The sequence below is a fragment of the Brevundimonas sp. TSRC1-1 genome (genome assembly GCF_049898245.1).
GTDB lineage: Bacteria > Pseudomonadota > Alphaproteobacteria > Caulobacterales > Caulobacteraceae > Brevundimonas > Brevundimonas mediterranea_A.
The window spans coordinates 1,074,907-1,089,490 of sequence record NZ_JAFCXI010000001.1 but is presented as its reverse complement, the minus strand read 5'-3'; the positions used below and the strand labels follow the sequence as shown (position 1 = coordinate 1,089,490).

Genomic DNA, 14,584 nt, shown 5'->3' with positions numbered 1-14,584 from the left:
TCATCCTGTCCGGCGATTAGCGAGCGTCGGCGGATTGTCCCGAACGGCGACGGCGCGTAAGGAACCTCGCCTTCCCCGGCACGAACCTTCCAAGATCGACGGGATACCCATGTCCAGCCTGCAATCTTCCGCCCTCGCCCGCGTCAAGCCCTCGGCCACCATCGCCGTGACCGCCCAGGCCCGGAAGCTTAAAGCCGAGGGTCGCGACGTGATCGGCCTCGGCGCCGGAGAGCCGGACTTCGACACGCCGGAGAATATCAAACAGGCCGCCATCGACGCGATCCGTCGCGGCGAGACCAAATACACCGACGCCGACGGCATGCCCGAGCTGAAGAAGGCCATCGTGGCCAAGTTCGCCCGCGAGAACGGTCTGACCTACGACCTGTCGCAGATCCACGTCGCCCCGGGCGGCAAGCCGGTCATCTTCAACGCTCTGGTCGCCACCCTGAACCCCGGCGACGAGGTCATCGTGCCCGCCCCCTACTGGGTGTCCTATCCCGACATGGTGCTGCTGGCCGGCGGCGAGCCCGTCACCGTGGTCGGCGAGGAGAAGGACGGCTTCAAGCTGCGCCCCGAGGTGCTGGAGGCCGCCATTACGCCCCGCACCAAGTGGCTGATCCTGAACAGCCCGTCCAACCCGACCGGCGCCGCCTATACCCAGGCGGAACTGCTGGCCCTGGCCGACGTCCTGCGCCGCCACCCGCATGTCTGGGTGCTGACCGACGACATGTACGAACACCTTGTCTACGGCGACTTCGAATACACCACCATCGCCCAGGTCGCGCCCGACCTGATCGACCGCACCCTGACCGTCAACGGCGTGTCCAAGGCCTATGCCATGACCGGCTGGCGCATCGGCTACGCCGGCGGCCCCAAGCCCTTGATCGACCTGATGCGCAAGGTGGCCAGCCAGACCACCTCCAACCCCACCAGCATCAGCCAGTGGGCGGCGGTCGAGGCCCTGAACGGAACCCAGGACTTCATCCCCGAGCGCAAGGCCGCCTTCGAGAAGCGTCGCGACCTGGTCGTGTCCATGCTGAACCAGGCGACGGGGATCACCTGCGCTGTGCCGGAGGGCGCCTTCTACGTCTATCCGTCCATCGCCGGCCTGATCGGCAAGACGACGGAATCGGGCGTGGTCATCGACGGCGACGGCACCTTCGCCGCCGAACTGCTGAACGCCGAGGGCGTCGCCGTGGTCCAGGGCGAGGCCTTCGGCCTTTCGCCCTATTTCCGCATCAGCTACGCCACCTCCGACGCCGTGCTGGAAGAAGCCTGCACCCGCATCCAGCGCTTCGCCGCCTCGCTGCGCTGACGATTCCGTTCCACTGCCCGTCACCCTCGGGCTCGTTCCGAGGGGTGACGGGCGAGAGGGTGGGAATCGCGTAGAGCGCGATCAGGTTCAGAACACCGTCACCTTCGCCGGCGTGGCCGGATCGCGCGTGCCCGCCGACGTCGCCACGCCGTTCTTGACCAGGGCGATGCCGACCGAGCCCTCGCCGCCAGTCTTGGTCAGGGTGCAGCGGCCGTTGTCGCCGGGCAGGCGTCCATGGCGATCGCCTCGGCCCTCCTGCGTCATGGCGTTCAGCCAGCGGTCCCGCTCATAGGGACTGATCCAGACCATCACCGGTCGAAATCGACAGACCAAGGTCCAGGACGCCCCCTGCGGCGCGGCGACCGACCAGGCCAGGCCCTGATAGGCGTCCTTGCCCACATGGGTCTGGGCGTCGGCCAAGCCCGGCCCAAGCACCAGCAGCGCCGCCAGCAGAAGCCTTCGCCTCATCACGCCCTCCCCCGTTTCCGGGAGAGGATGCCGCAGTCAGGGTCGGCTGGCCATGCCCAGTTTGATCGGCTTGGCGTCGTCGGCCAGGGCGCCGCGCTTGACGCCCCACAGCAGGATGATCGGCGCGCCGACATAGATGGACGAATAGGTGCCGATGATGATGCCGAACATCAGGGCGATCGAGAAGCCGAACAGGGCCTCGCCGCCGAAGATCGCCAGGGCCGCCAGCACCATGACGGCGGTCACGCCGGTGATGATGGTCCGCGACAGGGTCTCGTTCAGAGACAGATCGATCACCTCACGCAATGGCATGGTCTTGTACTTGCGCAGGTTCTCGCGAAGACGGTCGAACACCACCACGGTGTCGTTCATCGAATAGCCGATGACGGTCAGGATGGCGGCGACCATGTTCAGGCTGAACTCCAGCCGGAACAGCACGATCAGACCGAAGGTCAGCACCACGTCGTGCAGCAGGCCGATCACGGCGCCGAAGCCGAACTGCGGTTCGAACCGGAACCAGATGTAGAGGAACATCAGGCCGATGGCGACGCCCAGGGCCAGCAGGCCCGAGGTGAACAGCTCGCCCGAGACCTTGGAGCCGACGACGCTGACGCCCGAATACTGGACCTCGCCCACGGTCTGGCTGATTGCGGTCTCGACCTGGTTGACCACCTGGGTCTGGTCGCGGCCTTCCGGCACCTGGAAGCGTAGAATGGCGGTCGAGCCGTCATCCACATTGGTGTCGCGCCGGGCGATGCCCTGCACCTGGACGTCGCCCAGGTTCAGGCTGTTGACCGCCTCACGCACGCGGTCCAGCTCGATAGCCTGACCGGCCGGCTTGGACACCTCCATCGAGGCGCCGCCCCGGAAGTCGATGCCCATGTTCAGGCCGGGAACGAAACACGCCACGATCGAGGCGACGCACAGAACCACCGACAGCACCGCGGCGAACCGGGCGTATTTGACGAAATGGAAATTCGTCTTCTGCGGCAGCAGTTTGATGAAGGGCCATCCACGCATCGCCATCACTCCGCGATCGGCAGTTTTTTGGGCTTGGCGGTCTTGAGCCAGTAGGCCAGCAGCACCTGGGCCACCAGAACCGACGAGAACACCGAGGTGAAGACGCCGATGCTCAGCGTCCAGGCGAAGCCGCGCACCGGACCGGCGCCGAAGACGAACATGATCGCCGCCGCCACCAGGGTGGTGACATTGGCGTCCAGGATCGTGCCCCAGGCCTTGGAGAAGCCGGCGTCCATGCTGGCGATCACGCTGCGGCCCGACCGAGCCTCGTCGCGCATCCGCTCATAGATCAGCACATTGGCGTCCACGGCTACGGCGAAGGTCAGGATCAGACCGGCGATGCCCGGCAGGGTCAGGGTCGCCTGGGTCAGCGACATGGCCGCCACGATCAGCACCCCGTTCAGCACCAGGCCGATGACCGACACGCCCCCGAACAGGAAGCCGTAGGCCAGGATCATGAAGACCACGATGATGGCGAAGCCGACGGCGGTCGACAGGGCGCCCGCCGCCACGGCGTCGGCGCCCAGTTCGGCGGTGACCGTCCGACGTTCCTCGACGTTCAGCGGCGCCGGCAGGGCGCCTCCGTTCAGCAGGTTCACCAGGGTCGCCGCCTCTTGAATCGAGAAGCTGCCGGTGATCTGGCCCGAACCGGTCGTGATTGCGCTCTGGATCGTCGGCGCCGAAATGACCTTGCCGTCCAGGATGATGGCGAAGGGTTTGCCCAGGTTGGCGGCCGTCGCCTCGCCGAACCGGCGGGCGCCGGCGGCGTCGAAGCGGAAGTCGATGGCCGGGCGGCCACTCTGGTCCGCACCGACCCCGGCGCGGGTCAGGTTTTCGCCCGAGACCAGGACGCGTTTCTTGACCAGATAGGGCGTGCCCTGCTCGTCCACCAGCAATTCGGCGTCCGGCGGAACCCGTCCGGCCATGGCGTCCGTCACCGAATTCTCGCTGTCCACCATCTGGAAAGTCAGCTGCGCCGTCTGGCCGATGACCTCCTCCAGCTTGCGAGGATCGCTCTCGCCCGGCGCCTGGACCACGATCCGGTCGGCGCCCTGGCGGGTGATGGACGGTTCACGCGTGCCCAGGCTGTCGATCCGGCGGCGCACCACCTCGATCGACTGGTCCACCGCCGTCGCTCCCATGCCGGCCAGGGCCGTGTCCGTATAGGCGAAGCGTATCCGGTCGCCGCCCACGCGCGTCGCGGTGCGCTCGACCTGCCCCGAGGGGCCCGCGGCCCCGGCCAGCTGGCGCAGGGCGTCGAAGGCCGCCGTCTGCTGCCCCGGATTGGCCAGGGTCACGATCACCCCGCCCGCTTCGCGCTGGAAGCCGTTGGTGGCGATCCCCTCGCCGTTCAGCGTGACCCGTACATCCTCGATCAGGTTGGTGACGCGCTTTTCGCGCATCGCCGGCACATCGACTTCCAGCAGCAGATACGACCCGCCCTGCAGGTCGAGCCCGAGGTTCAGGGCGTTCTTCGGCAGCCAGCCGGGCAGCGCCTCCCGCTGGGCGGAGCTCAGCAGGTTGGGGAAGGCCAGCAGGCAGCCGAGGATCGCCGAGGCGACGACGAGGATGACTTTCCAGCGCGACAGCTGAATCATGAGGGCGGTCTCGGTTCAGCGATACGCGAAGTATCAGGCCTTGGAATCGTTGGCGGCGATGGCGGTGCGGTTGCGCACCTCGGCGATCATCGTCTTGACGACGCGCACATTGACGCTGGGCGCGATCTCGACGTTGACCTCGGCCTCTTCGACACGGGTCACCTTGCCGATCATGCCGCTGGACAGCACGACGGTGTCGCCGCGCTTCACGGCGCCGATGGCCGCCGCATGTTCCTTGGCGCGCTTCTGCTGCGGACGGATCAGCAGGAAGTAGAACAGGATGAAGATGGCGACGATCGGCAGGAACTGCATGATCACGGCCATCATGCCGCCGTCAGCTGGGGCGCCCATGGGTAGTCTCCGAACACAAGGGGGACAGCCCTCGCCGGCCCCCACTAAAACGAGGCGCGGAACCTAGGGCTCCGTCTCGCGGATTGCAACGCGGCTAAACGTTCAGCGCGGCAATACGGTCAGGGGATCGACCGCGACCGGGTCGTCGCCGCGCATCTGGCGGGTTTCGAAATGGATCGACGGGCGTCCGTCGCCGGCCGTCATACCGACCGTGCCGATCTGCTGGCCCGCACGCACGTCGTCGCCGTCCTTGACCGTGGCCGAACCCAGATGGCCGTAAACCGTGCGCCAGCCGCCGTTGTGGACCACCAGCACCGTCAGCCCCTGCCCCACCAGATCGTCGCCGACATAGGCCACGCGCCCCCCGGCCGAGGCCACGACCGAGGCGCCGGCCGAGGCGCCGATGTTGATCCCGTTGTTGCGCTCGCCCATCCCGACCGGTCCGAACCGCCGCAGGATATCGCCGCGAACCGGCCACAACAGGGCGATGGGACCGCCCGCAACGGGCGTCGCGGAAGGCGCGGCGCTGACCGGCGGGCGAGCCGCGCCGACGGCCGGGGCCGTCGGACGGGTCTGGGCGGGCAGCGCGGCGTTGCCCGAAGGCGGAGGCGGAGGCGGCGGCGGGGCCATGCCGCTGTTCGGCACCAGAACTCCGGCCGGCGAAGGCCCAGTCGCATAGGGATCGCGGCCTGTATCGACCGCCGCATCGGGAAGAATGATTCGTTGGCCCGTCGTGATCGCGCCGCGCGGCCCCAGGCCGTTCAGATCGATCAGGGTCTGAACCGGCGTCTGGAAGCGCCGGCCGACGCCCGAGATGGTGTCGCCCGGCTGAATCTCATAGGCGGCGCCCGGCGTGACCACGCCCGAGGGGGTCGGATAGGAGGGCGCAGGCGGAGCATAGGTCGGCTGCGTCGGCGTCACCGCGACCGGCGGCGGCAGATATCCCCCATCCACCTGGCCGACCGGCGCCGTCGCTTGCGGCTGCGGATAAGGCTGAGCCTGGGGAGAGGTCGGCTGACCATACGGACCTTGCTGCGCCGGCGGCGGATAGGCGCCCTGCCCGCCCACCGTCGGTCGCGTCGAATACTGCGGCTCGGACGGATAGGTCATACAGGCCGCCGCGCTCAGCGACGCCCCCGCGATTACAACCGCTCTGATCCAGCCCGACATCACCGCCACCGGCCGCTCCTTAGATGGTTAAAACTGCCCGCCCGGTGTGCCCGCTCGCGCCGCTTAAGCCAAGCCCGCAATCATCGCCAAAGTTGGGCGGGAAGGTTAACGGCGAGACGGCGTGACTCGTGAGAGGTGAATCGTGAGGTGAATCGAGGGCGACATTCAGTCACGACTCACGATTCACCACTCACGCCCACCTACCCCTCCTTCGCCGTCCCCTCGACCAGGGGCACGAACCGCACCTCCGTCAGGCTCTCGCGCCGGAACGACCCGTCGCCCTGACCGACATAGCGGTGCAGCATCTGCACCGAGGTCCTGCCAACGGGCGCCACCAGAACACCGTTCGGCTTCAACTGTTTCAACAGTTCGGTCGGCTCGGCCGGAGACGCCGCCGTCACCATGATGCGATCGAAGGGCGCCTGTTCGATCCAGCCCAGGCCGCCGTCGCCATGCTTGGTGATGACATTGTCGATCTCCAGCGTCCGCAGCTTCGCCTCCGCCTCGACCAGCAGGCTGCGATACCGCTCCACCGAATAGACATAGCGGGCCAGCCGGCTCAGCACCGCGCACTGGTATCCGCTGCCGGTGCCGATCTCCAGCACACGGTGGCGGGGCTGGACGTCCAGGGCCTGGGTCATCAGGCCGACGATATAGGGCTGGCTGATCGTCTGGGCGCAGTCGATGGGCAGGGCCTGGTCTTCCCAGGCCTGGTCCAGGAATTTCTCGTGCACGAAGACCGCGCGGTCGATGCTCTCCATCGCGGCCAGCACCCGGGGATCCGTCACCCCCTGCTGGCGCAGCGACAGGATCAGCCGTCCGGCGCGGTCGTCGTGCAGGTTCATTTTCCTCCCCCCCTGGGGGAGGGGGACCGCGACGCCCTTGCGTCGTGGTGGAGGGGGCGCGAGACAGCCGGCCTCATCACGCAGCGCGCTCCGTCTTCTTCGGCGGCGCCCCGCCCAGCACCTTCTTCAGGTCATGGACGCTGGCCATGTGGGTCAGGTCGATGTGCAGCGGCGTGACCGAGATCCGCCCCGCCTCGATGGCCCTCAGGTCGGTGCCCTCGGCATGCTCCTGCTTCTCGCCGCGGAAACTCATCCAGTAGTAGTCGCGCCCGCGCAGGTCGGTGCGCCGCACCGCGTGCATCTCGCCCACGTCGCGGAACCCTTGCGTCGTCACCTCGATCTGCTCGACCCGTTCGGGCGGCAGGTTGGGGAAGTTCAGGTTCATCACCACCCCATTGGCCCATTTCTGGTCCAGCAGCTTGCTGATGATCGCCGGGGCGAAGGCCTCGGCCGTCTCCCAGTGGGCGACCACCTCGTCATGGAACCGTTCCAGGCTCTGGCTCAGGGCGATGGAGCGGATGCCGAAGGCCATGCCTTGCAGGGCGCCCGCCACCGTGCCGGAATAGCTGACATCCTCGCCGATATTATGCCCCCGGTTGACGCCGGACAGCACCAGGTCCGGCCGCTCCGGCATCAGGTCGTTGACCGCCAGGATGACGCAATCGGTCGGCGTCCCCGTCACCGAGAACCGCCGCTCGCCATGCCTATGCACCCGCAGCGGCTCGCTCAGGGTGATGCCCCGCCCCTTGGCCGACTGTTCGACGGCGGGCGCACACACCCAGATGTCGTCGCTTAGCGTCCGCGCGATCCGCTCAAGGGATTCAAGACCTTCCGCCTCGATCCCGTCGTCGTTTGTAAGGAGGATACGCACCCTAAACTCCGCTCATCCCGGCGAAAGCCGGGACCCAGTTCTGTCGCTCAGCAGTGCGTTGGACCAAGGCCGTGCGAACACGACCCATCTTGCGCCCAAAGCACTGGGTCCCGGCTTTCGCCGGGATGAGCGGAAAAATCATTGACCCCCGCCCACGAATTCCAGCCCGCTCATATAGGGCTGCAACACCGTCGGCACCGCGATCCGCCCGTCCTCCTGCTGATAGTTCTCCATGATCGCCACCAGGGTCCGCCCGACCGCCAGCCCCGACCCGTTCAGCGTATGGACGAACTCGGTCTTCTTCTCGCCCGCCCGCTTGAACCGGGCGTCCATGCGCCGCGCCTGGAAGTCCCCGCAGTTCGAGCAGCTGCTGATCTCGCGATAGGTCCCCTGGCTGGGCAGCCAGACCTCCAGGTCGAAGGTCTTCTGGGCCGAGAAGCCCATGTCGCCCTTGCACAGCAGCATCCGCCGGAACGGCAGCTCCAGCGCCTTCAGCACCGCCTCGGCGCAGGCCGTCATCCGCTCGTGCTCGGCGTCGGAGTCTTCCGGCCGCGCGATCGACACCATCTCGACCTTGGAGAACTGGTGCTGGCGGATCAGCCCGCGCGTATCCCGCCCCGCCGACCCGGCCTCGGCCCGGAAACAGGGCGTCAGCGCCGTCATCCGCATCGGCGTGGCGAGGTCGTCTTCGGACAGGATGGTCTCGCGCACGAGATTGGTCAGGGAGACTTCGGCGGTGGGGATGAGGAGGCGACGATCACCGCCACGCAGAAAGTCTTGGAAAGCGTCCTCAAGTGACTGGTTGACGCGGCCTCCACCTTCACCAGGCTCGCGATCAATGGATGCCAAAATGCGATCCCGGCTCAAAGTGGAGAAGAATGCCGACAACACATCGGAGTCTAGCCTGATGCGTGTCGAGAAAAGATCATCCTCAAACTTCGGCAACTGCCCGGTTCCGAACATCGCCTCGTCCCGCACCAGCAGCGGCGGGTTCACTTCCAGATAGCCGTGCTGATCCGTCTGCAGGTCCAGCATGAACTGGCCCACGGCCCGTTCCAGCCGCGCCAGCTGGCCCTTCAGCACCGCGAACCGCGCGCCCGACATCTTGGCCGCCGCCTCGAAGTCCAGCATGCCCAGGGCCTCGCCCAGGTCGGCGTGATCCTTGGCCGGGCCGCCCTCACGGGGCGTTCCCCAGCGCGAGACCTCGAGATTGCCCGCCTCGTCCTCGCCGTCCGGCACGTCTTCGGCCGCCAGGTTCTTCAGCCCCGCCAGCAGGTCGCGCAGTTCCTTGCCGACGCGCGCCTCGATCTCGGCCGCCGCCGCGATGTCGCCCTTCAGCGCCTCGACCTCGGCCTTGAGGCGGTCGGCCTCGGCCATGTCCTTCTTGCCCATGGCGGCGCCGATCAGCTTGGAGGCGGCGTTGCGCTTGGCCAGGGCGTCCTGGCCCGTGGTCTGGGCGTGGCGCAGTTCGGCGTCCAACCGCAGGATGTCCGCCACCAGCCCGTCGGCCTCGTCCACCCCGCGCGACGACCAACCGGCCACGTAAACCTGGGGGTTCTCGCGAATGGCTCGGATATCGTGCATGGTCTGGAACTTCGGCTGGGCGGGAGAAGCCGAACGCTCTACCCGCCCGCGCGGAGTCGGGCAACGGCAGGAAGCCGCCGGACCTCGCTTAAGCCTTTTGCGCGACCAGCGACGACGGCGTCGGTCTGAACTCCCGGCTCGATTCCTGCACCGGCTTGCCCCCCATCGGACTGTTTTCGCCAAAGTCCGACATCGCCGGCTTGACGCCTCCGCCGCTGCGGCGGACTGTCGCAACCTCCCCAAGCGGCATGAGACCTCGTCAATGATCCGATCCCGCCTGAGCGCCGCCGGCCTCGCCCTTCTGCTGGTCTCGGCCGCGCCCGCCGCCCTGGCGCAGCAGGCTTCGACCTATCCGCCCGCCCTGCCCGCGCCACAGCCGCCGATCCCCGAGGCGCGGGACGTCGCCTATCCGGGCGTGATCGCCCTGGATATCGACGCCACCAACCTGGCCCAGCACGTCTTCGGCGTCACAGAGACCATTCCGGTGGCCCAGGCGGGACCGATGACCCTGTTCTTCCCCGAATGGCTGCCGGGCAACCACGGGCCCGTGGGGCCCATCGTGCAGTTGGCGGGGATCGAGATCACGGCGAATGGTCAGCGCGTGGAATGGGTGCGCGACACCCTGTCCCCCTTCGCCTACCACATCACCGTTCCGGCCGGCGCGACCGAGCTGAAGATCAGGATGCAGCACCTGTCGCCCACCACCGGCAATCAGGGCCGGGTGACGATGACGCCCGAGATGCTGAACATCCAGTGGGAAAAGATGCTGCTCTATCCCGCCGGCCACTGGTCGCGGAACATCATGGTCCAGCCGACGGTCAAGTTCCCGACCGGCTGGCAATTCGGCACGGCGCTGGAGCCGCAGACCAAGGACGGCGACCTCCAGACCTTCAAGCCGGTCAACCTGGAAGTCCTGATCGATAGCCCCGTCTTCGCCGGCCTCCACTATCGCCAGATCGACATCAACCCCGGCGGCCGCTCGCCCGTTCGCGCCAACTTCGTCGCCGACGAGGCCAAGAACCTTGAGGCCACCGACGAGCAGATCCAGATCCTGCGCAATCTGGTCGATCAGATGGACCGCCTGTACGGCGCCCGCCATTTCGACCACTACGACTTTCTGATCGCCATGTCCGACAAGCTGGGCGGCATCGGTCTGGAGCATCACCGCAGTTCCGAAAACTCGGTCGATCCGGAATTCTTCACCGGCTGGGACACCCACCTCGGCGACCGCGACCTGCTCAGCCACGAGATGAACCACTCGTGGGACGGCAAGTGGCGTCGCCCCGCCGACCAGTACGTCCCGAACTTCAACAGCCCGATGCAGAACAGTCTGCTCTGGGTCTATGAAGGCCAGACCCAGTATTACGGGCAGGTGATCGCCGCCCGCTCGGGTCTGCTGACCAAAGATCAGGCCATTGAGTCCCTGGCCCTGACGGCCGCGACCTATGACGCCCGCGTCGGCCGTCAGTGGCGCGCGCTTCAGGACACGACCAACGACCCGATCATCAGCCAGCGCCGGCCCAAGGGCTGGCTGTCCTGGCAGCGGAACGAGGACTATTATTCGGAAGGCCAGCTGATCTGGCTCGACGTCGACACGACGATCCGGGAGAAGACGAACGGCCGCAAGTCGCTGGATGATTTCGCCAAGGCCTTCTACGGCGTCCAGGACGGCAGTTTCGAACCGGCCCCCTATACCTTCGAGGATGTGGTGGCGGCCCTGAACGGCGTCGTGGCCAACGACTGGGCGACCTTCCTGCGCACCCGCCTCGACGCCACCGGCCCGGACGCCCATGCGCCTCTGGACGGCCTGACGCGCGGCGGCTGGCGGCTGGTCTATACCGAGACCCCGACCGCCTATCAGAAGACCCTGTACGGGGAGTTCAAACGCAACGACTTCACCTATTCGCTGGGCTTCCAGACGGGCGAGAACAACGCCATCGGCAGCGTCCAGTGGGGCAGCCCCGCCTTCGACGCCGGCCTGGCGCCGGGCATGGAGATCGTCGCCGTCAACGGCCAGGCCTCCAACCCTGACCGCATCGCCGCCGCCGTCACCGCCGCCAAGGATCCGGCCGTGTCCGTGACCCTGATCGTCAAGGACGGCGACCAGTACAAGACCGTCGCCCTGCCCTACCACGACGGCCTGCGCTACCCTCGCCTGGAGCGGATCGAGGGAACCCCCGACCGCCTCAGCGACATCCTGACGCCCCGCAAGCGCTGACGCCGGCTCACCTCCCCATTCGCGAAGGCGAATGGGGAGGACAGATCGCGCAGCGATCAGGAGGGGGCGACTCCGACAGTCGTGATGACCATGGCAGCGTCTGACACCGAGTCGCCCCCTCCTGGCGCTCGCTGACGCTCCCGCCTGTCCTCCCCGCGCACCTTCGCGCGCGGGGAGGCGACCATCTGTCCCTTGACGCCTCTCCCCCGCTCCCCGACGGTGCAGGCCTGCCCTCCCGTTCGGATGACCTGATGCCGCGTACCCGCCTGACCGCCGCCGCCTGCCTCGCCGCCCTGATGACCGCCGCCCCGGCCCTGGCCCAAGACTTCCAGTCCACCCCGGTCGTCGTCGATCCGACCCAGGCCGCCCTGGCCCTGCCCCGGTCTCAGCCGTCCATCCCCGCCCCAGCCGACACCCCCTATCCTGGCGTCATCCAGTACCGGGCCGACATCACCGACCTCGACCGCCGCATCATCCGCGTCAGCCAGACCATACCCGTCGCCGGCCCCGGTCCCCTGACCCTGCTCTATCCGAAATACCTGCCGGGCAACCACGCCGACACCGGCCCGATCCAGTTGCTGGCCGGCCTGACGGTCACGGCGAACGGACAGCGGATCGAGTGGCTGCGCGACACCCTCGAGCCCTACGCCTTCCATCTCGACATCCCGGCCGGCGTGACCAGCATCGACGTCGCCTTCCAGCAGCTGACCCAGCCGGACAGCTCCAACTGGCGCGTCCTGATGACACCCGCCATGGTCAATCTCCAATGGGAGAAGGCCATCCTCTATCCGGCCGGCTACTACAGCCGCCAGATCCCGGTCGCCGCCTCAGTCGCCCTGCCTGCAAACTGGAAGTACGGCACGGCCCTGACCACGGCGTCCCGGAACGGCGACGTCGCCGCCTTCGAGACGACCGACCTCTACACCCTGATCGACAGTCCGATGTTCGCCGGCGCCCACTACCGCCGCGTGGACATCGACCCCACCGGCGACGGGGTTCACCTGAACCTGCTGGCCGACGAGGAGAAGGGCCTCGCCGCCACCGACGAGCAGCTGAAACTCTATGAGAACATGGTCCAGCAGGCCGACCGCCTGTTCGGCGCCCGCCACTTCGACAACTATGAGTTCCTGTTTGCCCTGACCGACCAGATGGGCGGCATCGGCCTTGAGCATCACCGCAGCTCCGAGAACACAGGCGCCCCCGGCTTCTTCACCGACTGGTCCAAGAGCGCCGGCGACCGGGGCCTGCTGCCCCACGAGTACACCCACTCGTGGAACGGCAAATTCATGCGCCCGGCAGACGAACTGACCGCCAACCACAATGTCCCGACCCAGAACACCCTGCTGTGGGTCTATGAGGGCCAGACCGAATACTGGGGCGACGTCCTGGCCGCCCGCGCCGGCCTGCACTCCAAGCCCGTCGCCCTGGCCACCCTGGCCAATGTCGCCGCCTTCTACGACAACCAGCCGGGCCGTCAGTGGCGCGCGCTGCAGGACACCAACAACCACAACCTCCTCGGCTACCGCGTCCCCGGCCAGTACCCCTCGTGGATGCGCGGCACAGGCGACTATTACCGGGAAAGCCTGCTGGTCTGGCTTGACGCCGACACCCTGATCCGGGCCGAGACCAACGGCCGCAAGTCCCTCGACGACTTCGCCAAGGGCTTTTTCGGCCATGACGACGGCTCCTGGGCGCCCCAGGGCTACACCTTCGACCAGGTCGTCGCCGCCCTCAACGCCGTCCATCCGCATGACTGGGCGACCTTCCTGCGCAACCGGCTCGACGCCGTCGGCCCCGACGCCCGCGCCCCCTTGGCGGGGATCGAGCGCGGCGGCTGGCGCCTGACCTATACGGACACCCCCACCGCCGACGAGAAGGCCGTCAACACCGGCTGGGCCAACGACTTCCAGTATTCGCTGGGCTTCACCCTGGCCGGCGACAAGATCGCCAGCGTCCGCTGGGGCGGCCCCGCCTTCGAGCAGAGCATCGGCGCGGGCTGGAGCCTGGTCGCCGTCAACGGCAAGGCCGGTTCGGCCGAGGTGCTGCGCAACGCCGTCACCGCCGCCAAGGGGACCGACGCCCCGCTCGAACTGCTGATCAAGTCCGGCGACCGCTTCCGCACCGTCGCCTTCGACTACCACGACGGCCTGCGCTATCCGCGCCTGGAACGGATCGAGGGAACGCCGGACCGCCTGTCGGACATCCTCGCTCCGCGTCGGCGCTAGAACGGCCAGGAGGGGGCGACTCGGTGGCTGAAGCTCTTGGGGTCATCACCACCGTCGGAGTCGCCCCCTCCTGATCGCTGGCGCGATCTGTCCTCCTCGCGCGCCTTCGCGCACAGGGAGGTAAGTCCTACTTCAGCAGTCCCAGCAGCGCCTCGGCCGCCTCGCGCGACGAGCCCGGGTTCTGCCCCGTCACCAGCTTGCCGTCGACCACAACATAAGACCCCCAGTCCGGCCCCTTGGAATAGTCGCCGCCGTTGGCGCTCAGGACGTTCTCGACCAGGAAGGGCACCACCTCGGTCAGGCCCACGGCCTCTTCTTCCGAGTTGGTGAAGCCCGTCACCTTGCGGCCTTCGACCAGCGGCTTGCCGTCCGGCCCATGAACCGACTTCAGCACGCCCGGCGCATGGCAGACGAAGGCGGTCGGCTTGTCCGCCTTGGCGAAGGCCTCGATCAGGGCGATGGAATCGGCGTCATTCGCCAGGTCCCACAGCGGACCATGCCCGCCCGGATAGAAGACGGCGTCGAAATCCTCGGCCTTGACCGAGGCCAGTTCGACGGTCGAAGCCAGCGCCGCTTGAGCCTCGGCGTCGGCCTTGAAACGGCGAGTGTCCTCGGTCTGGGCGTCGGCGTCATCGCTCTTGGGGTCCAGCGGCGGCTGTCCGCCCTTCGGCGAAGCCAGCACGATCTCCGCGCCCGCGTCCTTCATCGCATAATAGGGGGCGGCCAGTTCCTCCAGCCAGAAGCCGGTCTTCTTGCCGGTGTCGCCGAGTTGGTCGTGCGAGGTCAGAACCGTCAGGATCTTCATGAGGGGGATCTCCTTTTCAGGCCTAACAAATGGGAAGCCAGACCGATCCCGCCAATGCGACGGTCGGCCGTGTGTCGCAGTTCGGGAATCGCTGCACCCTGCGAGCAGTTCAGA

The 14,584-nt window shown here is 67.5% G+C and carries 12 protein-coding genes; 3 read left to right on the top strand and 9 right to left on the bottom strand.

What is annotated here, in order from left to right; all coding sequences use genetic code 11:
* Positions 1–109: 109 nt before the first annotated feature.
* Positions 110–1,315: a pyridoxal phosphate-dependent aminotransferase gene (locus ACP7CK_RS05465; RefSeq protein WP_426025354.1), complete on the top strand. Its 1,206-nt coding sequence runs from the start codon at positions 110–112 to the stop codon at positions 1,313–1,315.
* 87 nt (positions 1,316–1,402) lie between these two features.
* On the opposite strand, the gene ACP7CK_RS05460 is transcribed toward ACP7CK_RS05465, so the two are convergent.
* The 8 genes from ACP7CK_RS05460 to serS all read right to left on the bottom strand — a co-directional run bounded on the left by ACP7CK_RS05460 (position 1,403) and on the right by serS (position 9,222).
* Positions 1,403–1,783, bottom strand: coding sequence for a hypothetical protein (locus tag ACP7CK_RS05460; protein ID WP_426025353.1), 381 nt, complete (start codon positions 1,781–1,783; stop codon positions 1,403–1,405).
* Positions 1,784–1,819: 36 nt separating this feature from the next.
* On the bottom strand, positions 1,820–2,809 hold the full coding sequence (gene secF, locus ACP7CK_RS05455; RefSeq protein ID WP_008261126.1) for a protein translocase subunit SecF: 990 nt from the start codon (positions 2,807–2,809) through the stop codon (positions 1,820–1,822).
* On the bottom strand, positions 2,809–4,401 hold the full coding sequence (secD, locus tag ACP7CK_RS05450; RefSeq protein WP_426025352.1) for a protein translocase subunit SecD: 1,593 nt from the start codon (positions 4,399–4,401) through the stop codon (positions 2,809–2,811). The genes secF and secD overlap by 1 nt, the downstream gene beginning before the upstream one ends.
* Before the next feature lie 33 nt (positions 4,402–4,434).
* Positions 4,435–4,752: a preprotein translocase subunit YajC gene (gene yajC / locus ACP7CK_RS05445; RefSeq protein ID WP_008262385.1), complete on the bottom strand. Its 318-nt coding sequence runs from the start codon at positions 4,750–4,752 to the stop codon at positions 4,435–4,437.
* Between the two features lie 102 nt (positions 4,753–4,854).
* Positions 4,855–5,862, bottom strand: a complete 1,008-nt coding sequence (locus tag ACP7CK_RS05440) for a peptidoglycan DD-metalloendopeptidase family protein (protein WP_426025351.1) — start codon at positions 5,860–5,862, stop codon at positions 4,855–4,857.
* Between the two features lie 260 nt (positions 5,863–6,122).
* Positions 6,123–6,767, bottom strand: coding sequence for a protein-L-isoaspartate(D-aspartate) O-methyltransferase (locus ACP7CK_RS05435; RefSeq protein WP_008264048.1), 645 nt, complete (start codon positions 6,765–6,767; stop codon positions 6,123–6,125).
* 76 nt (positions 6,768–6,843) lie between these two features.
* Positions 6,844–7,638 (bottom strand): 5'/3'-nucleotidase SurE, encoded by a 795-nt coding sequence (gene surE, locus ACP7CK_RS05430; RefSeq protein ID WP_008261109.1) that lies wholly within the window; start codon positions 7,636–7,638, stop codon positions 6,844–6,846.
* 138 nt (positions 7,639–7,776) lie between these two features.
* Positions 7,777–9,222 (bottom strand): serine--tRNA ligase, encoded by a 1,446-nt coding sequence (gene serS, locus ACP7CK_RS05425; RefSeq protein ID WP_426025350.1) that lies wholly within the window; start codon positions 9,220–9,222, stop codon positions 7,777–7,779.
* A gap of 262 nt (positions 9,223–9,484) precedes the next feature.
* Between serS and ACP7CK_RS05420 the strand changes: the two genes are divergently transcribed.
* Both ACP7CK_RS05420 and ACP7CK_RS05415 read left to right on the top strand, forming a co-directional pair.
* Positions 9,485–11,440, top strand: coding sequence for a M61 family metallopeptidase (locus ACP7CK_RS05420; protein WP_426025349.1), 1,956 nt, complete (start codon positions 9,485–9,487; stop codon positions 11,438–11,440).
* 251 nt (positions 11,441–11,691) lie between these two features.
* Positions 11,692–13,665 carry a M61 family metallopeptidase gene (locus ACP7CK_RS05415; protein ID WP_426025348.1) on the top strand — a complete coding sequence of 658 codons (1,974 nt, stop codon included), beginning with the start codon at positions 11,692–11,694 and terminating at the stop codon, positions 13,663–13,665.
* Between the two features lie 127 nt (positions 13,666–13,792).
* Here ACP7CK_RS05415 and ACP7CK_RS05410 read toward each other — a convergent pair whose 3' ends face one another.
* Positions 13,793–14,470, bottom strand: coding sequence for a type 1 glutamine amidotransferase domain-containing protein (locus ACP7CK_RS05410; RefSeq protein WP_426025347.1), 678 nt, complete (start codon positions 14,468–14,470; stop codon positions 13,793–13,795).
* Positions 14,471–14,584 lie beyond the last annotated feature (114 nt).